At 33.2% G+C, this 23,524-nt stretch carries 38 protein-coding genes, 2 tRNA genes and 1 pseudogene; 38 read left to right on the forward strand and 3 right to left on the reverse strand.

Going from position 1 to position 23,524, the window contains the following annotated elements; all coding sequences use genetic code 11:
* The first annotated feature begins 424 nt into the window (after positions 1-424).
* From AAHN00_RS11080 to tnpB, 37 genes and pseudogenes are all read left to right on the forward strand, one after another.
* Positions 425-510 (forward strand) — tRNA-Tyr (locus tag AAHN00_RS11080).
* 20 nt (positions 511-530) lie between these two features.
* Positions 531-604: transfer RNA gene (locus AAHN00_RS11085), tRNA-Gly, on the forward strand.
* Positions 605-688: 84 nt separating this feature from the next.
* The gene (tuf, locus tag AAHN00_RS11090; protein WP_342271298.1) at positions 689-1,873 is read left to right on the forward strand and encodes an elongation factor Tu; all 1,185 of its coding nucleotides are present in this window, start codon (positions 689-691) and stop codon (positions 1,871-1,873) included.
* A 131-nt stretch (positions 1,874-2,004) separates the two neighbouring features.
* Positions 2,005-2,328 carry a 30S ribosomal protein S10 gene (rpsJ, locus tag AAHN00_RS11095; RefSeq protein ID WP_341748171.1) on the forward strand — a complete coding sequence of 108 codons (324 nt, stop codon included), beginning with the start codon at positions 2,005-2,007 and terminating at the stop codon, positions 2,326-2,328.
* On the forward strand, positions 2,328-2,978 hold the full coding sequence (gene rplC / locus AAHN00_RS11100) for a 50S ribosomal protein L3 (RefSeq protein WP_342271299.1): 651 nt from the start codon (positions 2,328-2,330) through the stop codon (positions 2,976-2,978). Before rpsJ ends, rplC begins: the two co-directional genes overlap by 1 nt.
* A 5-nt stretch (positions 2,979-2,983) precedes the next feature.
* Entirely contained in the window at positions 2,984-3,607 is a 624-nt protein-coding gene (rplD, locus tag AAHN00_RS11105) for a 50S ribosomal protein L4 (protein WP_342271300.1), read from the forward strand.
* A complete protein-coding gene (rplW, locus tag AAHN00_RS11110) occupies positions 3,604-3,903 on the forward strand; it encodes a 50S ribosomal protein L23 (protein ID WP_342271301.1) in 300 nt (99 codons plus the stop codon). The genes rplD and rplW overlap by 4 nt, the downstream gene beginning before the upstream one ends.
* On the forward strand, positions 3,904-4,725 hold the full coding sequence (gene rplB / locus AAHN00_RS11115) for a 50S ribosomal protein L2 (protein ID WP_341748175.1): 822 nt from the start codon (positions 3,904-3,906) through the stop codon (positions 4,723-4,725).
* 13 nt (positions 4,726-4,738) lie between these two features.
* Positions 4,739-5,017, forward strand: a complete 279-nt coding sequence (gene rpsS, locus AAHN00_RS11120) for a 30S ribosomal protein S19 (protein ID WP_341748176.1) — start codon at positions 4,739-4,741, stop codon at positions 5,015-5,017.
* A 2-nt stretch (positions 5,018-5,019) separates the two neighbouring features.
* Positions 5,020-5,379: a 50S ribosomal protein L22 gene (gene rplV / locus AAHN00_RS11125; protein ID WP_341751360.1), complete on the forward strand. Its 360-nt coding sequence runs from the start codon at positions 5,020-5,022 to the stop codon at positions 5,377-5,379.
* 3 nt (positions 5,380-5,382) lie between these two features.
* The gene (rpsC, locus tag AAHN00_RS11130) at positions 5,383-6,042 is read left to right on the forward strand and encodes a 30S ribosomal protein S3 (RefSeq protein ID WP_342271302.1); all 660 of its coding nucleotides are present in this window, start codon (positions 5,383-5,385) and stop codon (positions 6,040-6,042) included.
* A 15-nt stretch (positions 6,043-6,057) separates the two neighbouring features.
* Positions 6,058-6,468 carry a 50S ribosomal protein L16 gene (gene rplP / locus AAHN00_RS11135; RefSeq protein ID WP_342271303.1) on the forward strand — a complete coding sequence of 137 codons (411 nt, stop codon included), beginning with the start codon at positions 6,058-6,060 and terminating at the stop codon, positions 6,466-6,468.
* Entirely contained in the window at positions 6,461-6,673 is a 213-nt protein-coding gene (gene rpmC, locus AAHN00_RS11140; RefSeq protein WP_341751358.1) for a 50S ribosomal protein L29, read from the forward strand. The genes rplP and rpmC overlap by 8 nt, the downstream gene beginning before the upstream one ends.
* 4 nt (positions 6,674-6,677) lie before the next feature.
* On the forward strand, positions 6,678-6,923 hold the full coding sequence (rpsQ, locus tag AAHN00_RS11145) for a 30S ribosomal protein S17 (protein WP_341751357.1): 246 nt from the start codon (positions 6,678-6,680) through the stop codon (positions 6,921-6,923).
* Between the two features lie 102 nt (positions 6,924-7,025).
* Positions 7,026-7,394: a 50S ribosomal protein L14 gene (gene rplN / locus AAHN00_RS11150; RefSeq protein ID WP_341748182.1), complete on the forward strand. Its 369-nt coding sequence runs from the start codon at positions 7,026-7,028 to the stop codon at positions 7,392-7,394.
* Positions 7,394-7,726: a 50S ribosomal protein L24 gene (gene rplX, locus AAHN00_RS11155; protein ID WP_342271304.1), complete on the forward strand. Its 333-nt coding sequence runs from the start codon at positions 7,394-7,396 to the stop codon at positions 7,724-7,726. Before rplN ends, rplX begins: the two co-directional genes overlap by 1 nt.
* Positions 7,727-7,728: 2 nt before the next feature.
* Complete coding sequence (gene rplE / locus AAHN00_RS11160; RefSeq protein WP_410521449.1) at positions 7,729-8,268, forward strand: 50S ribosomal protein L5; 540 nt, start codon at positions 7,729-7,731, stop codon at positions 8,266-8,268.
* An 18-nt stretch (positions 8,269-8,286) separates the two neighbouring features.
* Complete coding sequence (gene rpsN / locus AAHN00_RS11165) at positions 8,287-8,592, forward strand: 30S ribosomal protein S14 (RefSeq protein WP_341748185.1); 306 nt, start codon at positions 8,287-8,289, stop codon at positions 8,590-8,592.
* Positions 8,593-8,859: 267 nt separating this feature from the next.
* Positions 8,860-9,258: a 30S ribosomal protein S8 gene (gene rpsH / locus AAHN00_RS11170; RefSeq protein ID WP_341748186.1), complete on the forward strand. Its 399-nt coding sequence runs from the start codon at positions 8,860-8,862 to the stop codon at positions 9,256-9,258.
* 9 nt (positions 9,259-9,267) lie between these two features.
* Positions 9,268-9,801, forward strand: coding sequence for a 50S ribosomal protein L6 (gene rplF / locus AAHN00_RS11175; protein WP_342271306.1), 534 nt, complete (start codon positions 9,268-9,270; stop codon positions 9,799-9,801).
* 16 nt (positions 9,802-9,817) lie between these two features.
* A complete protein-coding gene (rplR, locus tag AAHN00_RS11180; protein ID WP_341751354.1) occupies positions 9,818-10,174 on the forward strand; it encodes a 50S ribosomal protein L18 in 357 nt (118 codons plus the stop codon).
* A 15-nt stretch (positions 10,175-10,189) separates the two neighbouring features.
* The gene (gene rpsE / locus AAHN00_RS11185) at positions 10,190-10,714 is read left to right on the forward strand and encodes a 30S ribosomal protein S5 (RefSeq protein ID WP_342271307.1); all 525 of its coding nucleotides are present in this window, start codon (positions 10,190-10,192) and stop codon (positions 10,712-10,714) included.
* Positions 10,715-11,074: 360 nt separating this feature from the next.
* Positions 11,075-11,284 (forward strand): 50S ribosomal protein L30, encoded by a 210-nt coding sequence (gene rpmD, locus AAHN00_RS11190; protein WP_342271308.1) that lies wholly within the window; start codon positions 11,075-11,077, stop codon positions 11,282-11,284.
* A gap of 10 nt (positions 11,285-11,294) precedes the next feature.
* Positions 11,295-11,750 (forward strand): 50S ribosomal protein L15, encoded by a 456-nt coding sequence (rplO, locus tag AAHN00_RS11195; protein ID WP_342271309.1) that lies wholly within the window; start codon positions 11,295-11,297, stop codon positions 11,748-11,750.
* 3 nt (positions 11,751-11,753) lie between these two features.
* Complete coding sequence (gene secY / locus AAHN00_RS11200; RefSeq protein ID WP_342271310.1) at positions 11,754-13,055, forward strand: preprotein translocase subunit SecY; 1,302 nt, start codon at positions 11,754-11,756, stop codon at positions 13,053-13,055.
* 96 nt (positions 13,056-13,151) lie between these two features.
* Complete coding sequence (locus tag AAHN00_RS11205) at positions 13,152-13,790, forward strand: adenylate kinase (RefSeq protein ID WP_342272661.1); 639 nt, start codon at positions 13,152-13,154, stop codon at positions 13,788-13,790.
* Positions 13,791-13,851: 61 nt separating this feature from the next.
* Positions 13,852-14,229: a 30S ribosomal protein S13 gene (gene rpsM, locus AAHN00_RS11210; RefSeq protein WP_341748193.1), complete on the forward strand. Its 378-nt coding sequence runs from the start codon at positions 13,852-13,854 to the stop codon at positions 14,227-14,229.
* A 12-nt stretch (positions 14,230-14,241) separates the two neighbouring features.
* Entirely contained in the window at positions 14,242-14,628 is a 387-nt protein-coding gene (gene rpsK, locus AAHN00_RS11215) for a 30S ribosomal protein S11 (RefSeq protein ID WP_341748194.1), read from the forward strand.
* Positions 14,629-14,643: 15 nt separating this feature from the next.
* On the forward strand, positions 14,644-15,663 hold the full coding sequence (locus AAHN00_RS11220; protein WP_342271311.1) for a DNA-directed RNA polymerase subunit alpha: 1,020 nt from the start codon (positions 14,644-14,646) through the stop codon (positions 15,661-15,663).
* Positions 15,664-15,935: 272 nt separating this feature from the next.
* Positions 15,936-16,355 carry a 50S ribosomal protein L17 gene (gene rplQ, locus AAHN00_RS11225; RefSeq protein WP_341755293.1) on the forward strand — a complete coding sequence of 140 codons (420 nt, stop codon included), beginning with the start codon at positions 15,936-15,938 and terminating at the stop codon, positions 16,353-16,355.
* Between the two features lie 24 nt (positions 16,356-16,379).
* A complete protein-coding gene (rpsT, locus tag AAHN00_RS11230; protein ID WP_341748197.1) occupies positions 16,380-16,643 on the forward strand; it encodes a 30S ribosomal protein S20 in 264 nt (87 codons plus the stop codon).
* 126 nt (positions 16,644-16,769) lie between these two features.
* On the forward strand, positions 16,770-17,054 hold the full coding sequence (locus AAHN00_RS11235; protein WP_342271312.1) for a hypothetical protein: 285 nt from the start codon (positions 16,770-16,772) through the stop codon (positions 17,052-17,054).
* Positions 17,055-17,086: 32 nt separating this feature from the next.
* Positions 17,087-17,569: pseudogene (locus AAHN00_RS11240) on the forward strand (glycosyltransferase family 2 protein); the annotation flags it as partial.
* Between the two features lie 312 nt (positions 17,570-17,881).
* Positions 17,882-18,115, forward strand: coding sequence for a hypothetical protein (locus AAHN00_RS11245; protein ID WP_250310741.1), 234 nt, complete (start codon positions 17,882-17,884; stop codon positions 18,113-18,115).
* Positions 18,116-18,446: 331 nt separating this feature from the next.
* Positions 18,447-19,631, forward strand: a complete 1,185-nt coding sequence (locus AAHN00_RS11250) for an IS3 family transposase (RefSeq protein WP_342270912.1) — start codon at positions 18,447-18,449, stop codon at positions 19,629-19,631.
* 88 nt (positions 19,632-19,719) lie between these two features.
* The gene (locus AAHN00_RS11255; protein WP_342271098.1) at positions 19,720-20,145 is read left to right on the forward strand and encodes a hypothetical protein; all 426 of its coding nucleotides are present in this window, start codon (positions 19,720-19,722) and stop codon (positions 20,143-20,145) included.
* Positions 20,133-20,486 carry an IS66 family insertion sequence element accessory protein TnpB gene (gene tnpB / locus AAHN00_RS11260; RefSeq protein ID WP_341752109.1) on the forward strand — a complete coding sequence of 118 codons (354 nt, stop codon included), beginning with the start codon at positions 20,133-20,135 and terminating at the stop codon, positions 20,484-20,486. Before AAHN00_RS11255 ends, tnpB begins: the two co-directional genes overlap by 13 nt.
* Here tnpB and AAHN00_RS11265 read toward each other — a convergent pair.
* The 3 genes from AAHN00_RS11265 to AAHN00_RS11275 all read right to left on the reverse strand — a co-directional run bounded on the left by AAHN00_RS11265 (position 20,483) and on the right by AAHN00_RS11275 (position 22,972).
* Complete coding sequence (locus AAHN00_RS11265; protein WP_342270935.1) at positions 20,483-21,679, reverse strand: IS66 family transposase; 1,197 nt, start codon at positions 21,677-21,679, stop codon at positions 20,483-20,485. The two genes, tnpB and AAHN00_RS11265, sit on opposite strands and share 4 nt — an antisense overlap.
* A 215-nt stretch (positions 21,680-21,894) precedes the next feature.
* Positions 21,895-22,128: a hypothetical protein gene (locus AAHN00_RS11270; protein ID WP_342271086.1), complete on the reverse strand. Its 234-nt coding sequence runs from the start codon at positions 22,126-22,128 to the stop codon at positions 21,895-21,897.
* Positions 22,129-22,432: 304 nt separating this feature from the next.
* The gene (locus AAHN00_RS11275) at positions 22,433-22,972 is read right to left on the reverse strand and encodes a transposase (RefSeq protein WP_342271313.1); all 540 of its coding nucleotides are present in this window, start codon (positions 22,970-22,972) and stop codon (positions 22,433-22,435) included.
* Positions 22,973-23,269: 297 nt separating this feature from the next.
* Here AAHN00_RS11275 and AAHN00_RS11280 point away from each other — a divergent pair, with 297 nt between their 5' ends.
* Positions 23,270-23,449: a hypothetical protein gene (locus AAHN00_RS11280; RefSeq protein WP_342271314.1), complete on the forward strand. Its 180-nt coding sequence runs from the start codon at positions 23,270-23,272 to the stop codon at positions 23,447-23,449.
* The last annotated feature ends 75 nt before the right edge of the window (positions 23,450-23,524 follow it).

The following is a 23,524-nucleotide window of genomic DNA, read 5'->3' on the forward strand; positions in this document are numbered from 1 at the left end:
CCTCACGTACATTTAGTACGCTAGGGTTCTGCGAGCGAAAATGCCTATAAATCTACTCATTACATAGAAACGTTCACAGAACCTAGGATAGTTCAAGAAAAAAGAGCCGGGGTCATTTGAGTTTCAGCTTTATAACAAAAAATATGTTCTTCCCGTGTAGGCAAGTCCATGATACCTAACAGCCATTTGGGTTGTTTTTTGGATTGCTGCCACGGGAAGGATATCGAGACTCTTAAGTTGATACCCATGCGATGTGCAGGAATAATACTGATGTATTAAAGGGTTGTATCCTTATTTATAAAGGCTTGTAGCCCGAAGTTCAAATGTCCTTGGAAAAGAGCAAAAAAGATTTGTTGGTACTTATACTAAGTTATATATATGCTTTACGTTTAATTAGACCATTTAATACTTGCGTAAATTCTTTGGAGGAATGGCCGAGTGGTCAATGGCAGCAGACTGTAAATCTGCCCGCGTGAGCGTACGAAGGTTCGAATCCTTCTTCCTCCACCACAAGTTGGTTAGGTAGATACGCGGGTGTAGCTCAATGGTAGAGCTCCAGCCTTCCAAGCTGGTCACGTGGGTTCGATTCCCATCACCCGCTCCAAGAGTATTGGTGATAATTGGAAATTGGATAAATTTGTATTTTTATGTTAAATTGTATTAAATCTTAAATTGTGGAGAATGAATTATGGCAAAGGTAAAATTTGAAAGGGATCTACCCCATTGTAATATAGGTACTATAGGACACGTAGATCATGGTAAGACTTCTTTAACAGCTGCAATAACTTTAGTGTTATCAAAAGAAGGTGGAGCACAGGCTACTAATTATGATGACATTGATAAAGCTCCTGAAGAGAGGGAAAGGGGTATAACTATTGCTACTGCTCACGTTGAATATAGAACTAAAAAAAGGCATTATGCTCACATTGATTGTCCTGGTCACGCAGATTATATAAAGAATATGATAAGTGGTGCAGCTCAAATGGATGCTGCTATATTGGTAGTATCTGCTGCTGATGGTCCAATGCCCCAAACAAGGGAACATATATTGCTTGCTAAGCAAGTTGGCGTACCTGCAATAGTTGTATTTTTGAATAAAGTTGATATGGTTGATGATCCAGAATTGCTTGACTTAGTAGAAATGGAAGTCAGAGAACTTTTATCAATGTATGATTTTCCTGGAGATGATATACCAGTTATCAGAGGTTCAGCTTTACAGGTTCTAGAAGGAAAACCTGAAGGTGAAGCTGTGATTAAAGAGTTGATGAATGTTATTGATGAATATATACCTCAACCTGAGAGAGATACAGATAAACCTTTCTTAATGTCGATAGAAGATGTATTTTCTATTTCTGGAAGAGGTACGGTTGTTACTGGTAGAATCGAAAAAGGTATAGTAAAAGTTGGTGAAGAGGTAGAGATTGTTGGTATAAGAGATACTCAAAAAACTACTTGTACTGGTGTGGAAATGTTTAAGAAGCTATTAGATCAAGGTGAAGCCGGTGATAATGTTGGTATATTACTGCGTGGAACTAAAAGGGAAGATGTATGCAGAGGTCAAGTGTTAGCTAAGCCTGGAAGTATAACTCCGCATACTGAGTTTGAAGCTGAAGTTTATGTACTTACCACGAAAGAAGGTGGTCGTCATACAGCATTTACAGATAAATATCGACCACAGTTTTATTTTAGAACAACTGACGTAACTGGAGAAATCACTTTGAAAGATGGTAAAACAATGGTGATGCCTGGTGATAATGCGAATCTGAAAATTGCATTGATCGCTCCGATAGCTATGGAAGAGGGCGTACGTTTTGCTATACGTGAAGGTGGTAGGACAGTAGGAGCTGGTGTAGTATCAAAGATTATAAAATAATAAGAAATAGTCATCCTGAAAAAGTTCAGGATGACTATTTTTTTAGGGTTAGGCAAAATATGTTTAATTAGAGTAAGTCTATTAAAGAATGTGCTTTGACTGGTCTAGCTGTTTATAAAAAGGTTTAGTTAATGAAAAATAATCAAAAAATCAAAATTCGTTTAAAGTCGTTTGATCACCGCTCGCTTGAGCAAGGTACTAGAGAAATAGTAGGGGCTGTTAAAAGAACCGGTGCTGATATAATTGGTCCAATTCCGTTGCCAAGGACAATTGAGAGATTTACCGTTAATAGGTCTCCGCATGTCAATAAAAAATCAAGGGAGCAATTTGAGATTAGAATTCAGAAAAGACTTTTGATAATAAGTTATCCAACTCCTCAGACTGTTGATGCTTTAAAAAAAGTTGATTTGCCTGCTGGTGTTGATGTTGAGATTAAGTTAGAGAGTGTTGAGTGATGAGAACCGGTTTAATTGCTAAAAAAATTGGTATGAGTTCAATTTTTAATGAAAAAGGTGAGAGATCTACCGTTACTTTTCTACAAGTTGAAGATTGCCAAGTAGTAGGAGAAAAGACCCTAGAAAGGGATGGCTATAATGCTTTGGTTATTGGGGTAAAAGATAAAAAATTATCTAAAGTAACAAAACCAATGAAGCAGGTATTTGCTAATGCTCAAGTTACGCCAAAGGAAAAATTGAAGGAATTTAGAATTTCTGAAGCTTGTTTCCTTGATGTAGGTTTTGTATTGCATGTGGATCATTTTGTTATTGGTCAGTTTATAGATGTTGTAGGTACTACTATTGGTAAAGGTTTTGCTGGTAGTATGAAAAGGCATAATTTTAGAGGACTTGAAGCTTCACATGGTGTATCTGTGTCTCACCGTTCGCATGGTTCTACTGGTGGTAGACAAGATCCTGGTAAAGTATTTAAGAATAAGAAAATGGCTGGTCACATGGGAAATACAAGAGTTACTATTCAAAATTTGAAAGTAGTCGATACTGATATGGAAAAAAGCATAATCATAGTTAGTGGAAATATTCCCGGTTCAAAAGGATCTTATGTCTACATTAAGGATGCTATTAAGAAAACCATTACAGCTATAGGATAAACTATATGAAAGCCAAATTATTAAATCTTGAAAATGAAGCTGTTGGTGAGATTGATTTAGATAACGAAGTTTTTGCTGTAGATTTTGTTAGGGAAGATATTATCAAGCTTGTTGTTGATTGGCAGAGAGCTAAAGCTGTGGTTGGTACACATCAAACAAAGACAGTGTCGCAAGTATCTGGTACTACAAAGAAACCTTTTAAGCAAAAAGGTACGGGTAATGCAAGGCAAGGATCTTTAAGATCTGTCCAAATGAGAGGTGGTGGAGTTTCTCACGGTCCAGTAACAAGGAGTCATGCTACAAAATTACCAAAAAAAGTTAGAAAACTTGGTTTAAAACATGCTTTGTCGGAAAAATTAGCTGAGGGAAAACTGCTAATAGTAGATTCTTTAAAATTACATGAATCCAAAACTTCTAATCTTATAAAATTATTAAATAATTTTCATGGTAAAAGTTATTTTATTGTTAGTGGTGATGAAGTTGATATCAATTTTTCTTTGGCAGTACAAAATATTCCAAATACTATTTCAGTACCGCAAATTGGTGCAAATGTTTATGATATAATACGCCATGATTATGTTTTGTTATCACAAGAAGCTGTAGATGCTTTAGAAAAGAGGTTAAAGTGAAGTCTTATAAACATTATGATCTTATTAGGAATCCTGTGATCACTGAGAAGACCAATATTTTATCTGAGCAACAAAATAAGTTTACTTTTCATGTTGCTGGTAGTGCTGAGAAAGCTTCTATCAAGACGGCTGTTGAAAAGATTTTTCAGGTTAAGGTTAAAAAAGTTAACATAATGAATGTAAAAGGTAAGAAAAAAAGATTCAAGGGTGTTAATGGCAGACAATCAGATAAAAAGAAAGCAATTGTGACGTTAGAAAAAGATTATACTATTGATTTTACTGGGGGTATTAAATAAATGGCTTTAAAAACGTTTAATCCAGTTACTCCATCCCTTAGAGAATTAGTACAGGTTGATAAATCTGATCTTTGGAAAGGTAAGCCTCATAAACCTTTAACTAAAGGTTTATCTAAGACTGGTGGTAGAAATAATTTGGGTAGAACCACTTCTTGGCATAGAGGAGGAGGGCATAAAAGACTTTATCGTATAATCGATTTTAAAAGAAATAAACAGGATATATTTGCCACTGTTGAAAGAATAGAATATGATCCTAACAGAACTTCCTTCATTGCTTTAATTAAATTCGATGATGGTGAGTATTCTTATATTTTAGCACCACAAAAGCTTATTGTAGGAGATAGAATAGTATCAAGTGATAAAGCTGACATAAAAGTAGGAAATTGTTTATCTTTGAAATCTATTCCTGTTGGTACTACTTTACATAATGTAGAAATGAAAGTTGGTAAAGGTGGTCAAATTGCAAGATCTGCTGGTACTTCTGTTAATTTAGTAGGTAAGGATTCGGGTTATGCACAGATCAAGCTTCGATCTGGAGAATTTAGATTGATACCGTTAGATTGTAAGGCTACCATAGGTGTTGTTTCAAACCCTGATCAAAAGAATACCAATTTAGGTAAGGCCGGAAGAAATAGATGGCTAGGTTGGAGACCACATGTTCGTGGTGTTGCAATGAATCCATTCGATCACCCACATGGGGGAGGAGAAGGAAAAACTTCTGGTGGTCGCCATCCAGTGACTCCATGGGGTTTCCCAACTAAGGGTAAGAAAACACGTAAGAATAAGCTTACATCAAAATTTATTATTAAGAGAAGAAAGTAATTAGGTAGTAATTATGGCTCGTTCAGTTTGGAAAGGACCTTTTGTAGATGGTTATCTGATAAAAAAAGTACAAAAATTGATTGAATCTGGTAAATCAGAAATGATTCAGACTTGGTCTAGAAGGTCAACAATTTTACCATTTTTTGTTGGAATAACATTTGCTGTACATAATGGAAATAAATTTATACCTGTTACTGTAAGTGAAGAAATGGTTGGTAAAAAATTAGGTGAATTTTCTCCAACTAGGACTTTTCATGGTCATGGCACAGATAAAAAAGTTAAGAGAAAATAGATATGGTGAAGGTGAATAAAGGCTCTACTACAGCAATTGCTAAGTCTCTTAGAGTGAGTCCGAGGAAATTGAATTTGGTTGCAACTTCTATTAGGAATATGAAAGTGTCTGAGGCTCTAATTCAGCTTACCTTTTCCTCTAGAAGAATTGCTCAAGATGTAAAAAAATGTTTACAGTCTGCTGTTGCTAATGCTGAAAATAATTTTGGTTTAGATATTGATACTTTGTTTATTACTTCTGCAACTGTAGGTAAGGCGTTGGTGATGAAAAGAATTATGCCAAGAGCTAAAGGAAGAGCAACAAGGATTAATAAATTTTTTAGTAATTTATATATTACAGTTACTGAAGTTGAGGGGAAATAAGATATGGGGCAGAAAGTTAATCCGCATGGCTTTAGAGTTGGTCCGACATTAATTAAAGGTTGGGACTCGGTGTTATATGCTGATAAGAAGCAGTATAAAGTCCTTCTTATCCAAGATTTAGAGGTTAGAAATCTAGTTAATAAGAACTATGTGCAAGCACAAGTTAGTAGAGTATTAATAGAGAGGTCTTCTAATAAGAATGTTATAATTAATATTTTTGCTAAAAAGCCTGGAGTTATTATAGGTAAAAGTGGTAACGACATTGATAAATTAAAAAAATCTGTCCAAAAAATTACGGGTTTAGAAGAAATATATATTAACATACATGAAGTAAAGAAGCCTAATATAGACTCTAACATTATTGCTCAAACGATTGCTATGCAGCTTGAGAAAAGAGTGTCTTTTAGAAAAGCTATGAAAACCGCTATCCAAGCCTGCTTTAAGCAAGGAGGGTTAGGTATAAAGGTTGCTTGTTCTGGACGTTTAGCTGGAGCTGAAATAGCGAGAACAGAGTGGTATAGAGAAGGTAGAGTACCTTTACATACTTTGAGAGCTGATATTGACTATGCGACTGCTGAAGCTATGACAACTTATGGAGTTATAGGTATAAAGGTTTGGGTCTATAGGGGTGATCATGTGGAAAATAGAAAGAAACATAATTAATTTTGAAGTAAAATAATGTTAGCTCCGAAAAAACAAAAATTTAGAAAAGCACATAAGGGGAGAGTTCCCTCAAAAGCAAAAGCTGGTACTATGCTAGCTTTCGGTTCTTTTGGCTTGAAATCGTTAGATGGTTTAAGGGTTACTGCAAGACAAATAGAGGCAGCAAGAAAGGCTGCAGTTCGTTGTATGAAAAGGCAGGGGCGATTATGGATTAAAATTTTTCCTGATTTGCCTGTGTCAAAGAAGCCTGCGGAAGTTAGAATGGGTAAAGGAAAAGGTTCTACTGAATTTTTTGCAGTGAGAGTATCACCTGGAAGAATTATGTTTGAAGTGGAAGGGGTTACAGATGATATAGCGACGAAAGCACTTGAGCTTGCTAGTGCAAAATTGCCTGTAAGAACAAAGATAGTGAGGCGTTATGAATAATTTAGGGGTATCAGCAAAGGAATTGGTTGGGCAGACTACGGAAGAGCTTCACAAAAAGAGAACTTTGTTTAAAAAAGAGTTTTTTAATCTACGGTTTCAAAGAACATTAGGTGAATTACAAAATACTAGCAGGTTTTCTTTTGTAAAAAAAACAATAGCTCGTATTAATACAGAGTTAACTATAAGATCAAAAACTGGAGAATAGGGAAATGCCGAAAAGAGTGCTACAGGGCGTTGTTGTAAGTTCGAAAACTGATAAGACTATTACAGTTAAAGTAGAGCGTAGGTTTAAGCATCCTATATACAAAAAAATTGTAAAAGTCTCTAAAAAATATGCTGCTCATGATCCAGAAAATACTTATAAGGATGGTGATAAGGTTAGTATAGTTGAAAGTCGTCCTATATCTAAAACTAAGTCTTGGGTGGTGTTAGGGGATGTAAAGGCATCTCTCTAATGATAGGTTTGGTCGTCACAGAATAGTGAGTTTTATCCTTTGACTTTGTTATTTAGATTGTTTATTTTGTTGCGTTATTAAATTCTCAAGTGGAAGTAAGTTATGATTCAGATGCAGAGCATCTTAGATGTTGCGGATAACTCTGGTGCTAAAAAAATTATGTGTATTAAAGTGCTTGGTGGTTCACATCACATGATAGCAAATCTTGGGGATGTCATTGTGGTATCTATAAAAGAAGCTTTGCCAAGCGGAAAAGTAAAAAAAGGTGACGTACATAGGGCTCTGATTGTTAGAACAAAAAAGGGTGTTAGAAGGGCAGATGGTAGTACAATTAAGTTTGATTCTAATGCAGCAGTACTTTTGAATAAGCAAGGAGAACCAATAGGTACAAGAGTTTTCGGTCCTGTAACTAGAGAATTAAGGGCAAAAAAATTCGTTAAGATTATGTCACTTGCAGAAGAGGTGTTGTAATGATTAAGCTAAAAATTAAGAAAGGTGATGAAGTTATTGTTATCACCGGAAAAAATAAGGGAAAAAAGGGTAAGGTCTTAAAGGTTTTGCCTGAGCAAAATAGAGCTATTGTTTCGGGTATAAATATTGTTCGCAAGCATGTTAAGGCGAGTAAAACAAGTGAAGGTGGCATAGTGTCAAAGGAATTATCCATACATATATCCAATATTGCTCACATAGATCCTAAAACAGGTAACCATACAAAAGTTGCTTTTAAATTTCTAGAAGATGGCTCTAAAGTAAGAGTAGCTAAGAAGTCTGGTGAAATTATTAGTAATAAGGAAGGTAAGTAATGTTGCTCAGGTTTAAAGATTTATACACTAAAGAGATTGTACCAAACTTACAGAAAGAGTTTGCGTACAAGAATAAACATCAAATGCCTAAGGTTGTAAAAATTGTTGTTAATATGGGGGTTGGTCAGACGGTTGCAGATTCTAAGGTAATTAATAATGCTCTCAATGATCTAACTCTAATTTCAGGACAAAAGCCTTTAGTAACTGAGGCCAAAAAGTCTATTGCTACTTTTAAGCTTCGTGAAGGTATGAAAGTTGGTTGTAAAGTTACTCTGCGCAAAGATAGAATGTATGATTTTTTAGAGAGATTAGTAATCGTTGCTCTACCGCGTATTAAAGAATTTAGAGGTTTCTCAAGCAAAAGCTTTGATGGTAGAGGTAATTTTACTTTTGGTATAAAAGAACAGATTGTTTTTCCAGAGATTAATTACGACAAGATAGATGTAATTCGTGGTATGGATATCACGATTGTTACAAGTGCTATGAATAATGAAGAAGGTAAATTATTACTTTCTGGCTTTAATTTGCCTTTTTATAATTAATTTTTAGAAGAAAAATAGATGGCTAAAGTAAGTTCTATAAAAAAGAATAATAGAAGAAGAAAGATGGCACAAAGTTTATATAACAAGCGTGCTAAATTAAAGGATAAGATTTACGATAAAACTTTATCTTTGGAAGAAAGATTTTCGTTAGTGATGGTTTTAGCTAAGTTACCTAGAAACTCAGCTATGAATAGAGTTCGAAATCGGTGTGAGCTTACTGGACGTCCAAGAGGAGTGTATAGTAAATTTGGTCTATCGCGAAATAAGCTGAGAGATCTTGGTAGTAAGGGATTAGTTCCTGGTTTGATTAAAGCAAGTTGGTAAAATAGCTTGAATTCGATATAATAAGTTGTATCGAACTCAAGGGTTAACTAGAAACAATCAGGTTTGAAGCGGTTCAGTACCTGATTGTTAAAATGTAATATTCTATTCAATGGGTGGTTTTAATAATTAAAATCACCCATTGAATGATGAAAAAAGTTGAAATGTACTCGTAAAAGTCGCTCCAAGGGTACACTTTTTCTTATAACAAAGCCAATTCGATATAAAAATTCTTATATCGAATTGAGGTTAAAATAGTAGGTTTATCGTATGTCAATGACAGATAATATAGCGGATATGTTGACTAGAATTAGAAATGGTCAAAAAAGTAAATTGATGAATATATCTCTACCTTGTTCAAAAATAAAATGTGCTATTTTGGATGTTTTAAAAAAAGAAGGTTATATAAAAGAGTATGTAGTTGTCAAGGATGGTAATATAAGTCATATTGAAGTGGATCTAAAATATTCTGTTAATGGAAAACCTGCTATATGTGAAATAAGTAGAGTTTCAAAACCAGGTAAGAGGATTTATTCTTCTATTGATAAATTAAAAGGATATTATAACAATATGGGTATTTATATTCTTTCTACTTCTAGAGGAGTTTTATCAGATAGAGAAGCACATAGCCAAAAAATTGGCGGTGAAGTAATTTGTAAAGTGTTTTAAGGTATAAAGATGTCACGTATTGGAAAATTACCAGTCCCTGTGCCTGAAGGGGTGAAAGTTGAACTTGATGGGTTGAAAGTTAATGTTGTTGGTCCCAAGGGAGAATTAACAAAAACTTTCGCAGGAAATATAGCAATTTTATTGCAAGATAATCAGCTTTTTGTGAAACCATTAACAGAGACTAAAAGTGCTAGATCTATGTGGGGTACGGCACGAAGTATAATAAATAGTATGATAAAAGGTGTTAAAGAAGGTTTTACAGAAGAGCTTGAAGTCAACGGTGTTGGTTATAAGGCTTTGGTGAAGGATAAATATTTAAACTTAATGCTTGCTAAAAGTCATAATACTAAAGTAGAAATACCTAAAAATATTAAAGTTACCGCTCCTAAACAAAATCAGATTATATTGGAAAGTGTTGATAAAGAAAAATTAGGTCAGTTTATATCAATTATTATAAAGCAGAGACCACCTGAACCATATAAAGGTAAAGGTATTAAACGCAAAGGTCAATATGTTCAGAGAAAAGAAGGTAAGAAAAATTAAAATTTAAGAGTTAAATATGCGTAGTTCAAAGTTAAAGTTTGATATAAGAAAGGCTAGAGTAAGGTCTAAGATATCAAAGGTATCAAACAGACTCAGGCTGTCTATTTTTAAGTCTGGAAAGCACATATATGCACAAGTCATAGATGACAAACAATCAATAACTATTGCATCTGCTTCGACTTTAGATAAAGAAATTAGACAGTTAAAAAAATCCAACTGTAATATTGGTACAGCCACGAAAGTAGGTGATTTAATAGGCGAAAGAGCATCGCTTAAAGGGGTACAAGAAGTTGTATTCGATAAGGGTGGTTATAAATATCATGGTGTTGTTAAGGCTTTAGCTGATGCAGCAAGAAAAAAAATGAAATTTTAATTTTAGGTTTAAGAAATGGCTAAAGCTAAAAAAAATACAAGTGAAGCACTAACAGAAACTTTGGTGGATGTAAATAGAGTTACTAAAGTAGTAAAAGGGGGTAGAAAATTCTCTTTTTCTGCTTGTATTGTTGCTGGTGATAAAGCTGGTAAGGTTGGTTATGGTCATGGCAAAGCGAAAGAGGTAACAGAAGCTAGAGCTAAGGCTACTCAAGAAGCAAGGAAAGATATGATTAAAATTCCTCTTTATCAAAATAGAACTATTCATCATGATGTCATTGGTAAAAGTGGAGCAGCTAAAGTCATTTTAAGAAGAGCCAAGGCAGGTACTGGTGTTATTGCTGGTGGTGCTATGAGGGCAATCTTTGATTCTTTAGGAGTTCATGATATTGTTGCCAAATCTTTGGGTTCTAGTAATGTATATGCGATGATTGCTGCAACTTTTGATGCGTTATCTCAACTATCTTCTCCAAAGAATATTGCTGAAAGGAGAGGAAAAAGAATAAATGAGGTATCAACTAAATCTACAAAAGGGCAATAAATAATATCAGAACCAAGTGTGCAAGTTTAAATAGTGTAATAGTCCTTCCAGCGTAGGCTCATGAGTGTCAACTTAAGAAGTTTTGATTTTGGTAGGTAGCAGAATCTAAAAAATAAAGAAAAAATGCATTCTTAAAGTGATTTTGTGAATGCATTTTAAACCTTAAGCTAAAAACATGATTTTAAAAGATTAAAATCATGTTTTTAGCAAAATATTAATTTAACAATCAGATGCAGAGTCGTCTCAAATCTGATTGTTTCGATAATTTCACCGAATTTGCGTGTGAATGGGGCTTTGAAGCAATGGGCTATAGTGAGTCTTTATATTTAAAGTAAAGTAATAATTGGGTTGTAGGAATTTATGAGTAGTAATCAAGAAAAAGTGAATGAGACAAAGGTTAAAGTTACCCAAATTGGTAGTAGTATAGGTCGTAAATATGATCAGAAAAAAACCTTGGTAGGTTTAGGTCTAAATAAAATGCATAAATCTGTTATTTTGAAAGATACAAACTCTGTTAGAGGGATGATCAAGAAGGTAAAACATTTGTTAAAAGTAGAAAATATAAATTAGAGTTTAGAAAATGAAATTAAATGAGTTATCTAACAATTTTGGTGCCAAGAGAGATAAAAAAAGAGTAGGTCGCGGTATTGGCAGTGGTAAAGGTAAAACATGTGGCAGAGGTGTTAAGGGGCAGAAATCTAGATCTGGTGTAGCTATCAAAGGTTTTGAAGGGGGGCAGATGCCTATGATTAAAAGATTGCCAAAGAGAGGCTTTAACTGTCCTAGTTCTAAGAAATATAGTGTAGTAAATATTGCTGATATAGAATTTTTAATAGCAGAAAATCGTTTGAACTCAACAGAAGTTGTAACAAAGGATAGATTAGTTGAAGTCGGGTTAATTAAGAATACTAATTTATTGGTTAAGTTATTATCTGTTAGCAGTGGTGATTTTAATAGTCCCTTATCATTTCAATTAGATGCTTATTCTAGCTCTGCTAAGAAGTTAATAGAACAAGTTGGTGGTCAAATATTGTAATTTATGAGTTTAAATTCCACACAAAAATCTAATAAAGACTTAGCTAATAGGATTATTTTTACTATTTTGGCTCTTATAGTATGTAGATTTGGGTCATTTATTCCTATAGCGGGTATTGATTCGGTTGCGTTAAGCAGTGTGGCTGAACAAAATCAATCTGGTATACTTGGTATGTTTAATATGCTATCTGGGGGGTCTCTAGCTAGAATGTCTATTTTTGCTTTAGCAATTATGCCATATATAACTGCTTCAATTATCATTCAATTAATGTCAATAGCCTACAAGCCTTTAGAGAATTTAAAAAAAGAAGGTGAGGTTGGTAAAAGGAAAATCAATCAATTATCTAGGTATTTAACTGTTTTATTAGCTTCTTTTCAGGCATATGGTGTTGCAATAAGTTTAGAACATGTTGTGACTAATGTAGGTCCAGTAGTTACTATACCTGGGCTTTTTTTCAAGGTTACTACCGTTATTACTTTAGTGGTAGGTACTATGTTCTTAATGTGGCTTGGTGAACAGATTACTGGTAGAGGTATTGGTAATGGATCGTCCTTAATTATATTTATAGGTATAGTGTCGGGTGTACCAAGTGCTATTATAAGCATGTTTGAATTGTCAAGAAGTGGTGGTTTGTCTCCAATAGTAGTTATGGCTATTTGTTTAGGAGTTATTGTAATTATAGCTATAATAATTTTCTTTGAGAAGGCACAGAGAAAAGTTTTGGTACAATATCCAAAGAGACAAGTTGGCAATAAAATTTATGGTGGTGATTCGACTCATATGCCTCTTAAACTTAATACTTCTGGGGTAATTCCGCCAATATTTGCTAGTTCGATTTTATTGTTTCCTGTGACAATAGCTAATTTTTCTAGCAATAATTCAGAAATTATGAGTTTATTAACTTTCCATCTAGGGCATGGGAAGCCTTTATATATTTTGTTGTATGTTGCGTTGATAATGTTTTTTAGTTTTTTTTATACAGCAGTAGTTTTTAATTCAGAAGAAACAGCAAATAACTTAAGAAAATATGGGGCATATATTCCTGGCAAAAGACCTGGTAAGAATACTGCGGAATATTTTGATTATTTGTTAACTAGGTTAACTGTAATAGGTGGTATATATCTTAGTTTTATATGTATAGTTCCTGAAATGTTAATGAATAAATATGCCGTATCTTTTGCCTTAGGGGGTACAAGTTTTTTAATTGTTGTTAATGTTGTTCTAGATACATTTGTACAAATTCAAAGTCATTTATTTAGCAGTAAGTATGAGGGATTAATTAAAAAAATGAAGTTAAAAAACTAACTTATATTATAAAAAAACAATTCTTTAAAGCAAAAAATTATACATTTTAACTTAGTGGAGGGTATATATTATGTTATGTTTAAAGAAGAGTTTCAAATGATTATAGTGCTTATAGGGTCTCCTGGTTCAGGGAAGGGAACTCAAGGGCAGTTATTGGCAAGAAAGTTAAATTTACCTCATGTGTCTACTGGCGATATATTCAGGCAAATGGTAAAGGTTAATAACAAGGATGGTTTGTTAATTAAAGAGTATATGGTACAAGGAAAACTTGTCCCTCCTAAATTGGTGAATAATGTAGTTAAGGAGTTTTTAACTCAGGATATATATAAAAACGGTTATGTTCTAGATGGGTATCCTCGTAATTTAGAGCAAGCTAATTTTCTAAGAATGTTGGCTAATCAAAAGATTAAAGTTGTGTTTTTCGACATAGACGATCAAGTGATTATCAAGAGGATTCTAGGTAGGTTTAATTGTGAAAATTGTGGACAAATTTATAATAGTTATTTCATTAAACCTAAGGTTGACAATGTCTGTGATGTTTGTGGATCAGATAAATTTATGCACAGACAAGATGATGATGAACAGACTATTAAGCAAAGAATAGAAGAATATAAAATAGAGACTTATCCGTTACTTAACTATTATAGAGATAATAGTGAATTCTATGTTGTTGATGCAAATAAGGATAAAGAAGAAGTAGAGCTTGTTTTATATAAAGTATTAAAAATGATTTGACTTTAAGGGATATTTTTATATTATTCCCTTTTGGTTATTATCGAAATTTTGGAGATTATTTGTGGCAAGAATAGCGAGTGTTAATATTCCAGCAAACAAAAGATTAGTAGTGAGCTTAACATATATTTATGGGCTTGGTTTTTCTGCTGCAGAAGAGATTTGTCGAAAAACTGGAATATCTGAAAGTAAAAGGGTCAAAGACTTAACAGATCAAGAGCTTATTATTTTACGTAATATTATTGAAAAAGAATATAAAGTAGAAGGTGATTTAAGAAGAGAGGTGAATCTTAATATCAAGAAGAAAAAGGATATTAGAAGTTACCAAGGTCTTAGACATATAAGAAAGTTGCCTGTTCGAGGTCAGAATACTCATTCTAATGCTCGAACAAGAAAAGGTAAAGCTGTTGCGATTGCCGGTAAGAAAAAAGTTACAAAGTAATATGGTATAATGATGAGTCAGGCTAATACTAAGGTCAAGAAAAAAAGAAAAAATATCACTCTTGGTGTTGTTCATATAAAGACAACTTTTAATAATACTATTGTTACTTTTACGGACGTGCAAGGTAATGCTATAGCTTTTTCAACAGCAGGTACACATGGTTTTAAGGGGGCTAGAAAAGCTACGCCTTATGCTGCTCAAATAACTGTTGATAAAGCCTCAGAAGTTGCAAAAGAACACGGTCTGAAAACTGTTTCGATTAGAGTGCAAGGTGCAGGGGCTCAAAGGGAATCGGCTATGCGTGCGGTATTTAGTCAAAATTTTATAGTTACGTCAGTTTTAGATGTTTCGTCTGTTGCACATAACGGTGTTAGAGCACCAAAAAGAAGAAGAGTATAGGGGCATAGGTAAATAATGTTATCATTAAATAAAAACTGGAGTGCATTAATAAAACCTTCTAAGATAGTTTATGACAGTCCTGATAAGAGTAGTAATATAGTAAAAATTGTGGTTGAACCTTTAGAGAGAGGCTTTGGTTTAACAATAGGTAATGCTATGAGGAGAATTCTACTCTCATCTCTTCAGGGTGCTGCAATAACATCAATAAAGATACTAGGGGTGGTGCATGAATTTTCTGCTATACCTGGGGTTAAGGAAGATTTAGTTGATGTAGTTTTGAATCTTAAGTCTGTGGTCGTTAAGATGCATTCTTCGGAAAGAAAGATTGTCAGATTAAGTGCTACTGGTCCTTGCGTTGTAACTGCTGGGATGATTGGAACAGGGCATGATGTGGAGGTACTAACCCCTAACCATGTGATTTGTACTTTGGCAAAAGGGGCTCAGCTTGAAATGGAATTAGTGTGTGAGACGGGAAAAGGGTATGTTCCCGCTGCAAGCAGCGTTGATTCGGAATTATCTATTGGCGTTATCCCAATAGATGCGTTATTCAGTCCTGTAAGAAAGGTTACCTATAAAGTTGATAATACACGTGTTGGTCAAGTTACAGATTATGACAAATTGATTATGACCGTTGAAACTAATGGTAGTATTTCTCCGGAGATGTCTATAGCACTTGCTGCTAGAATTCTGCAAGATCAGTTACAATTATTTATTACATTTGAAGAACAAACAGAAGATAAACAGGATAAGTTAGAAGAATTAGCATTTAATCCAGCGTTGTTGAAGAAAGTTGAGGAATTAGAATTATCTGTTAGATCTCAGAATTGTTTAAAAAATGAAAATATAATTTATATAGGCGATCTTGTTATCAAAACAGAAGCAGAAATGCTTAGAACTCAAAACTTTGGTAGAAAATCTCTTAATGAGATTAAGGATATATTATCAGGCTTTGGTTTAAAATTTGGTATGGACATACCAGGATGGCCTCCAGAAAATATTCAGGAACTATCTAAGCGTTATGAAGATCCATATTAATAAAACCTGAATTAGATGTAACAGGTTATATCTAATTCAGGGATACATATAGAAACAATCAGGTTTGAAGGAGTTCGTCACCTGGTTGTTAAATATTAATTTGCTAATAATCTTAATTTTTATATGATATAAAAATAAGATTATTAGTGGTAATAGATTAAAATGCATTCGTAAAAGCCGCTTCAAGAATGCATTTTTCCTTATAACAAGCCAATTCGATATAAGAATTAACAATTCTTATATCGAATTGAGGTTAATACAAAGGTAATAACATGCGACATAAAATTAAGGGTAGAAAGCTTAATAGAACAAGTAGTCATAGACAGGCGATGTTTGCTAATATGGCTGCTGCACTTGTGATGAATGAGCAAATAAAAACAACTTTACCTAAGGCTAAAGAGCTTAGACCATATATTGAAGTACTAATAACTAAGGCCAAGAAATCTGATTTAGCGACTAGAAGAATGTTGCTTGCTAAAATTAAAGATAAAGTGGCAACTGAAAAGCTTATTAGTGTTTTAGGAAAAAGATATAGTGAACGTCCAGGTGGTTATACTAGGATAATAAAGGCTGGTTTTCGTTATGGAGATATGGCATCAGTAGCTTATATTGAGTTCGTTGATAGAGACGTAAATAGTAAAGGCTGTATGACCCCAAAAGTAGAAAGTCATAGCCATGAAGAACAAAACTAATAAATCTGTAGGAAAATAATAAATATGGCTAATCATTCATCAGCAAAAAAGGCAATAAGACAAACAATAAAAAAAACTTTAATAAATAAGAATAGGTCAAGTAGAATTAAAACATATATAAAAAAAGTTTTGCAAGAAGTTATTAGTGGCTCAAAAGAATCAGCTAAATTAGCTTTGACTGTTGCACAATCTGAAATAATGAAAGGTGTAACAAAAAACATTATCAAATTAAATACAGCCTCACGTAAAATCAGTAGATTATCTCAAAAAATTAAAAATATGAATTAGCTTCTAGCTTCTTGTGTATGCCTTTTATGTAATACCAATCTCGATGAAAGATAGTTTAATAGCCTAGGGTGTATTATCCCTGCCTTATTACTATTACCCACATTCTAGATTTGTGGGGCGTCGTATATGACGTCAGTAGGTTCAAATATACGACTTTTAAAAGATGTAGGTAATAGTAGGTATGCAAGTGAGGATTCGAGAACAAAAAGGAGTGTTCACGAATTGATTCCTTTTGGTAATTTTGTTGTCAAAATTTACTTTCGTTCCTCATGGACATATTATGTACTGTTTGTGGTTACTTGGCTACTCTTTTACTCAGAAATTCCTCAAAAATTATTCAATTTGTGGGTACTTCCTAAAAATAATGAACATATAGACTATAGAAATGAAACCTTTACAGAAGCTAGATAGAAAATGTATGCAAGGACCTAGTTGAGAGGGATATGCTAAAGATTTCAGCCTTTATTATCACAAAAAATGAAGCTACTAGGATTGCAAGAGCTATCAACAGTGTTAAGGACATTGTCGAGGAGCTTATTGTTGTTGATAGTGGGAGTACTGATGATACAGTACAAATTGCTAGAAATTTAGGAATCAAAGTGATTTTTAACGAATGGAATGGTTATGTTAAACAAAAGACTTTTGGCGAAAATTTATGTCAGAATGACTGGATATTAAATATTGATGCTGATGAAGAACTATCAAAAGAATTACAAGATGAAATAGAGTTTATATTTGCTTCAAATAATCAAGCTAATTATTTAGCTTACCGTACTAAAATTGTTATATTGTACCGTAATGATCAGAAGGTTCGTCATTTTGCTCCTTATAATAAATGTATCAGATTATATAATCGTAAATATAGTAGTTTTTCTAATAATAACACTACTACTCATGATTCGGTATTGTTTAATCCAAATATTAATTCACAGTATACTTGCAGCAAAACTGCGTAACACTATCTAATTTTTTTGCTAGTATGAATTTATTGTATAAATTTGGGTTTCTACTATGCAAATATCACCGATTAATCAAAACTTACGCTATGTTTTATGATAAGTGGCTTTGTACTGAGATATTATTAAAATTCTTTACTATGAAAAAATGGCTTTCAGCCAAGGTTTTTAGTCATACTTGAGATAACATAGCGTAAGTTTTGTAATAAAAACTAGTTGAAAAAGTACCAATTATATTATATTATAACATTTGAAATATTAATAATAATGATAATTAATCAAATGAAAAAACCAAAAGTAGCGACCTTAAGTGCTGAAGAACGAGAAGAACTAATACAACATGTCAAGGAAAGTTCATTAACGGGAGATGAACAGCAAACGATAGTAGAACTTGTGAAATTTTGTAATGAGCTAATAGACAAGCTAGCATCATCAAATATCAGTATAAATAAGCTTAAGGAAATGCTGATTGGTTTTAAGGCAGATAACAAAAAAAAGATAGTTCAGATTCATTAAAAGAACCGCCAAGTGAATCTGATAACGGGAATGGTGGTAATGAAGAAGAGTGCGATAAGCCCAAAAAGATAGATCGTAGTAATTGGCAAGGTAAATATGGGTTTGATGATTATAAGGATGCGAATACCAGCTATTTAACTCCTGAGAATTTTTGTAGTGGTGATAGCTGTCCTCACTGTTGTAATGGCAAACTATATAATAGTGAAGCTAGAAAATTGCTACAATTTACAGGTAATGCTCCAATATAATGGACTGAAAAAATTAGACAAAGAAGCAGGTATTTTTGTTTCTCAATAAGTATAGAATAATAAATAAAATTAAAGAGAAACAAATGGGTAAAAAACAAATTAAAAATTTTAGTGCAGAAGCAAAAACTAAAATAGTATTAGAGATGTTAAAAGAAGAATCAACAATAGGTCAGTTATCGGTCAAATATGAAGTAACGGCTAAAACTATGCAAAACTGGAAACGACAATTTTTAGATAATGCGTCATTGGCATTTGAGCCAGCAAAAGCTGTTAGTGAGTACAAAGGGCAGATTAGTGAACTTAAGAATCAAAACGATGAACTTGCAAAAGCATTAGGTAAGGCTACAGTCGAGAGGGACTGGGCGGTGGGAAAGCTAAACAGCTTGGACTTATCAAATAAGAAAAGTCTTGTCGACCCCAAGCTGAGTACGTTAGCAAAGACAAGGCAATGTGAACTATTAAAGATAAGCAGATCTGGAGTATATTATAAAGCTAAAGTAATGAGCTTATATAATCTTGATATTTTAAATAGAATAGATGAAATATATACGGATAACCCTGAGTATGGTTATCGTTATATATACAAACAATTATTGGAAGACGGCTTTAATGTGGGCAGAGATAGGGTGCTTAAATATATGGGAATAATGGGTATAGAAGCTATTCATCCTCATAAAAAGCAATCTACTTCTGTGAAGGATGGTCAACATAAAATTTATAGCTATTTGCTTGAGCCGTACTGGCACAAATCAGGAACGAATAGAACTATTCATGTACCTTATGTTAATCAAGTGTGGAGTGGTGACATTACTTATATTAGAACTAACGGAGGATTTATGTATCTTGTGGCGATTATAGATTGGCATAGTAAGGCAATACTAAGTTATAAAGTATCTAATTCTATGGATGCATCACTTGTAACCGATGTATTAAAAGATGCACTGAATAAATACCCTGCACCACAAATATTCAATAGTGATCAGGGTAGTCAATATACTGGACATGAGCATACGGGAATTCTAAAAGAGAATAATATACAAATCTCAATGAACGGTAAGGGTAGAAGCATTGATAATATTGTGATTGAAAGATTTTTTAGAACTTTAAAATATAATTGTATATTTATAAATGATTTTAAAAATATCGCAGAACTTAAAGATGGTATTGATAAATACATGGATAAATATAACAATCAAAGATTCCATTCAAGTATTGGTTATAAAAAACCGATGAACGTGTATCTTGATTACTTACAAAATGCAGCTTAAAAATTATGTGTATACCTGCAGCAAAACTGCATAACTTTATCTAATGTTTTTGCTAGTATGAATTTTTTATACATTTGGGTTTCATACTATGCAAATACCATCAATTACTATTGAGCAAGTAGCTCAGCAATTTAAAGCCTGGCGTCAAACTAAAACTAATAAGTTTGATCCTATACCAAACCATCTAAAGGAATTAGTTTACCAATTACTCCATCATTATTCTTACCAAGAGATAGCTAAACATCTTAATATTAATAAAGCAACAATCAGTTCAATTAAAAAAGCCCATGAGCCTACCCTCAAAACTTCTCCTGTCTCAACTTCAAATCAAGCTCTACAACAAAATATTAATTTTCTCCCATTTCAACTATTAAATTCTATAGATACCGATCCTGTAGCTGCCCCCAAACAAAATCACTATATTTGTCACATTATTAAACCAAATGGTACCAAACTTATTATCCAAACACTAGAACCAAAAACCATAATTCAGACATTTTTATGCTGCAACTAACCCCGGCGTCAGTTATTTTTGTTGCCACTATTGCCATCGATTTTCGCAAGGGTATCGATGGCTTAATCGCTGTTTGTAGACAAAAACTTTCTTCTGACCCTCTTAATGGTTCCTTGTTTTTATTCTATAATAAAAACAGAACTGCCATTAAAATTTTGTCCTTTGACGGTCAAGGCTTTTGGCTATGCTCTAAACGCCTATCCAAAGGTAAATTTACCGCAAAACTTTTCCCATCTGATAATTCATCTTATCAAATTTGTTATAGAACCTTACACATTCTTATTCATAATGGTGATCCTAGTTCTGCCAAATTCTCTAATGATTGGCTTCCTGTCGTTTAAGCTGCTGTCTCGATTAATTCCGTATTATTCATATATCTTGCATAGGCAAAAGGCGTATAATTCGCAGGACGCTTCTTTGCTTTGCTACTCTGCTCTTGTAGCCAATTTAAATATTTAAAGGCATTGATCTCGTTCTCACTACAAGTCTTTACTATACTATACAAACCACTATGTATCTCAGCACTATTGATTGTTTTAAAGAATAATGAATTCTTCCTTTGTAAAATAATGGTACGCAGTGATCTCTCAGCCCAATTATTATCAAGATTGCTAACTGGGATTTTTAAAAATTGGGTCAAACCTTCTTTATTATTTATCCAATATTTCATAGCTTGTCCAAGCCTACTATTAGGCTCAACTTTCTTGTCGTTAAATAATTCGTCTATTTTGTTATATATGTTTTCTATATATTTACTGCTATGTTCCTGATGATACCCAAGTTTTTCTTCAGGACTCATCTCTTTACATTGATGTTCATTGTGGTAAATCCCTCGTGTTTGTTTGAGAAAATATCCGCATTCTTCAGGGTAATATAGTTCATTCTCTGTAAATTTTCTCTGACCATGTGACAAACAATTGATCATCACTATTATTGCCAGTAATTCTTGATCTGCTTCTGATAATACCGGGTTATTATTGTTACTTGCGTCAGTCATTAATTGGATAGAATCTGTTCTATTCTTACGATTCTTTAGTACGTTACCTATATTTTCTCCACCATGCCTATTACCGGTAAAATATAAAACTATCACCTCATTATTTGCAGTCTTAGCACATATTGTAGTAGTATAACAGCTGCGTCCTTTCTTATTTTGAGTACGTAATTTCTTATTGGCTATAGTAATTTCTAAAATCCTAGCTCTAGTATCATCAAGGTTCAGTGAACTACATTCGGCAGCCATTTCCAATAATACCCCGTAAATTTCAGCTCCACCACCTTCTTGCCAAACATCTAAATATTGTTGCCAGAGCGAGCTATATGCCACAGGAACACCACTTAAACTTTGCAGCCTAGATAAACGGTAGAAAGGAGTACCATAGGTCTTTTGTAACACTATTGCACTTCTGCTACTATTTGTCCATTTGTTGATATTTTTATTGTTCATAACTATATAATCACAAGCATTACAACGTAGCGTTTTCTTTACATATCTGTTGACTGTAATTGGAGCATTACCTGTAAATTGTAGCAATTTTCTAGCTTCACTATTATATAGTTTGCCATTACAACAGTGAGGACAGCTATCACCACTACAAAAATTCTCAGGAGTTAAATAGCTGGTATTCGCATCCTTATAATCATCAAACCCATATTTACCTTGCCAATTACTACGATCTATCTTTTTGGGCTTATCGCACTCTTCTTCATTACCACCATTCCCCTTATCAGATTCACTTGGCGGTTCTTTTAATGAATCTGAACTATCTTTTTTTTGTTATCTGCCTTAAAACCAATCAGCATTTCCTTAAGCTTATTTATACTGATATTTGATGATGCTAGCTTGTCTATTAGCTCATTACAAAATTTCACAAGTTCTACTATCGTTTGCTGTTCATCTCCCGTTAATGAACTGTCCTTGACATGTTGTATTAGTTCTTCTCGTTCTTCAGCACTTAAGGTCGCTACTTTTGGTTTTTTCATTTGATTAATTATCATTATTATTAATATTTCAAATGTTATAATATAATTGGTACTTTTTCAACTAGTTTTTATTACAAAACTTACGCTATGTTATCTCAAGTATGACTAAAAACCTTGGCTGAAAGCCATTTTTTCATAGTAAAGAATTTTAATAATATCTCAGTACAAAGCCACTTATCATAAAACATAGCGTAAGTTTTGATTAATCGGTGATATTTGCATAGTAGAAACCCAAATTTATACAATAAATTCATACTAGCAAAAAAATTAGATAGTGTTACGCAGTTTTGCTGCAAGTATACAATTATGTAAAATGGGAAACAAAATTAGTGAAAAATTTGTCTTGAAAAATCAGTCCAGTTTCCTCAGGGTTATCCGTATATATTTCATCTATTCTATTTAAAATATCAAGATTATATAAGCTCATTACTTTAGCTTTATAATATACTCCAGATCTGCTTATCTTTAATAGTTCACATTGCCTTGTCTTTGCTAACGTACTCAGCTTGGGGTCGACAAGACTTTTCTTATTTGATAAGTCCAAGCTGTTTAGCTTTCCCACCGCCCAGTCCCTCTCGACTGTAGCCTTACCTAATGCTTTTGCAAGTTCATCGTTTTGATTCTTAAGTTCACTAATCTGCCCTTTGTACTCACTAACAGCTTTTGCTGGCTCAAATGCCAATGACGCATTATCTAAAAATTGTCGTTTCCAGTTTTGCATAGTTTTAGCCGTTACTTCATATTTGACCGATAACTGACCTATTGTTGATTCTTCTTTTAACATCTCTAATACTATTTTAGTTTTTGCTTCTGCACTAAAATTTTTAATTTGTTTTTTACCCATTTGTTTCTCTTTAATTTTATTTATTATTCTATACTTATTGAGAAACAAAAATACCTGCTTCTTTGTCTAATTTTTTCAGTCCATTATACGCCAAGTGAATCTGATAACGGGAATGGTGGTAATGAAGAAGAGTGCGATAAGCCCAAAAAGATAGATCGTAGTAATTGGCAAGGTAAATATGGGTTTGATGATTATAAGGATGCGAATACCAGCTATTTAACTCCTGAGAATTTTTGTAGTGGTGATAGCTGTCCTCACTGTTGTAATGGCAAACTATATAATAGTGAAGCTAGAAAATTGCTACAATTTACAGGTAATGCTCCAATTACAGTCAACAGATATGTAAAGAAAACGCTACGTTGTAATGCTTGTGATTATATAGTTATGAACAATAAAAATATCAACAAATGGACAAATAGTAGCAGAAGTGCAATAGTGTTACAAAAGACCTATGGTACTCCTTTTATAATGGACTGAAAAAATTAGACAAAGAAGCAGGTATTTTTGTTTCTCAATAAGTATAGAATAATAAATAAAATTAAAGAGAAACAA

The sequence above is a fragment of the Candidatus Tisiphia endosymbiont of Parasteatoda lunata genome (assembly GCF_964030955.1).
Lineage (GTDB): Bacteria > Pseudomonadota > Alphaproteobacteria > Rickettsiales > Rickettsiaceae > Tisiphia.

Excerpts from the sequence above, each read along its gene's own strand:
- tuf (WP_342271298.1), top strand. The coding sequence starts at position 689 with ATGGCAAAGGTAAAATTTGAAAGGGATCTACCCCATTGTAATATAGGT.
- rpsJ (WP_341748171.1), top strand. The coding sequence starts at position 2,005 with ATGAAAAATAATCAAAAAATCAAAATTCGTTTAAAGTCGTTTGATCAC.
- rplC (WP_342271299.1), top strand. The coding sequence starts at position 2,328 with ATGAGAACCGGTTTAATTGCTAAAAAAATTGGTATGAGTTCAATTTTT.
- rplD (WP_342271300.1), top strand. The coding sequence starts at position 2,984 with ATGAAAGCCAAATTATTAAATCTTGAAAATGAAGCTGTTGGTGAGATT.
- rplB (WP_341748175.1), top strand. The coding sequence starts at position 3,904 with ATGGCTTTAAAAACGTTTAATCCAGTTACTCCATCCCTTAGAGAATTA.
- rpsS (WP_341748176.1), top strand. The coding sequence starts at position 4,739 with ATGGCTCGTTCAGTTTGGAAAGGACCTTTTGTAGATGGTTATCTGATA.
- rplV (WP_341751360.1), top strand. The coding sequence starts at position 5,020 with ATGGTGAAGGTGAATAAAGGCTCTACTACAGCAATTGCTAAGTCTCTT.
- rpsC (WP_342271302.1), top strand. The coding sequence starts at position 5,383 with ATGGGGCAGAAAGTTAATCCGCATGGCTTTAGAGTTGGTCCGACATTA.
- rplP (WP_342271303.1), top strand. The coding sequence starts at position 6,058 with ATGTTAGCTCCGAAAAAACAAAAATTTAGAAAAGCACATAAGGGGAGA.
- rpmC (WP_341751358.1), top strand. The coding sequence starts at position 6,461 with ATGAATAATTTAGGGGTATCAGCAAAGGAATTGGTTGGGCAGACTACG.
- rpsQ (WP_341751357.1), top strand. The coding sequence starts at position 6,678 with ATGCCGAAAAGAGTGCTACAGGGCGTTGTTGTAAGTTCGAAAACTGAT.
- rplN (WP_341748182.1), top strand. The coding sequence starts at position 7,026 with ATGATTCAGATGCAGAGCATCTTAGATGTTGCGGATAACTCTGGTGCT.
- rplX (WP_342271304.1), top strand. The coding sequence starts at position 7,394 with ATGATTAAGCTAAAAATTAAGAAAGGTGATGAAGTTATTGTTATCACC.
- rpsN (WP_341748185.1), top strand. The coding sequence starts at position 8,287 with ATGGCTAAAGTAAGTTCTATAAAAAAGAATAATAGAAGAAGAAAGATG.
- rpsH (WP_341748186.1), top strand. The coding sequence starts at position 8,860 with ATGTCAATGACAGATAATATAGCGGATATGTTGACTAGAATTAGAAAT.
- rplF (WP_342271306.1), top strand. The coding sequence starts at position 9,268 with ATGTCACGTATTGGAAAATTACCAGTCCCTGTGCCTGAAGGGGTGAAA.
- rplR (WP_341751354.1), top strand. The coding sequence starts at position 9,818 with ATGCGTAGTTCAAAGTTAAAGTTTGATATAAGAAAGGCTAGAGTAAGG.
- rpsE (WP_342271307.1), top strand. The coding sequence starts at position 10,190 with ATGGCTAAAGCTAAAAAAAATACAAGTGAAGCACTAACAGAAACTTTG.
- rpmD (WP_342271308.1), top strand. The coding sequence starts at position 11,075 with ATGAGTAGTAATCAAGAAAAAGTGAATGAGACAAAGGTTAAAGTTACC.
- rplO (WP_342271309.1), top strand. The coding sequence starts at position 11,295 with ATGAAATTAAATGAGTTATCTAACAATTTTGGTGCCAAGAGAGATAAA.
- secY (WP_342271310.1), top strand. The coding sequence starts at position 11,754 with ATGAGTTTAAATTCCACACAAAAATCTAATAAAGACTTAGCTAATAGG.
- AAHN00_RS11205 (WP_342272661.1), top strand. The coding sequence starts at position 13,152 with ATGATTATAGTGCTTATAGGGTCTCCTGGTTCAGGGAAGGGAACTCAA.
- rpsK (WP_341748194.1), top strand. The coding sequence starts at position 14,242 with ATGAGTCAGGCTAATACTAAGGTCAAGAAAAAAAGAAAAAATATCACT.
- AAHN00_RS11220 (WP_342271311.1), top strand. The coding sequence starts at position 14,644 with ATGTTATCATTAAATAAAAACTGGAGTGCATTAATAAAACCTTCTAAG.
- rplQ (WP_341755293.1), top strand. The coding sequence starts at position 15,936 with ATGCGACATAAAATTAAGGGTAGAAAGCTTAATAGAACAAGTAGTCAT.
- rpsT (WP_341748197.1), top strand. The coding sequence starts at position 16,380 with ATGGCTAATCATTCATCAGCAAAAAAGGCAATAAGACAAACAATAAAA.
- AAHN00_RS11235 (WP_342271312.1), top strand. The coding sequence starts at position 16,770 with ATGACGTCAGTAGGTTCAAATATACGACTTTTAAAAGATGTAGGTAAT.
- AAHN00_RS11245 (WP_250310741.1), top strand. The coding sequence starts at position 17,882 with ATGAAAAAACCAAAAGTAGCGACCTTAAGTGCTGAAGAACGAGAAGAA.
- AAHN00_RS11250 (WP_342270912.1), top strand. The coding sequence starts at position 18,447 with ATGGGTAAAAAACAAATTAAAAATTTTAGTGCAGAAGCAAAAACTAAA.
- AAHN00_RS11255 (WP_342271098.1), top strand. The coding sequence starts at position 19,720 with ATGCAAATACCATCAATTACTATTGAGCAAGTAGCTCAGCAATTTAAA.
- tnpB (WP_341752109.1), top strand. The coding sequence starts at position 20,133 with ATGCTGCAACTAACCCCGGCGTCAGTTATTTTTGTTGCCACTATTGCC.
- AAHN00_RS11270 (WP_342271086.1), bottom strand. The coding sequence starts at position 22,128 with ATGAAAAAACCAAAAGTAGCGACCTTAAGTGCTGAAGAACGAGAAGAA.
- AAHN00_RS11275 (WP_342271313.1), bottom strand. The coding sequence starts at position 22,972 with ATGGGTAAAAAACAAATTAAAAATTTTAGTGCAGAAGCAAAAACTAAA.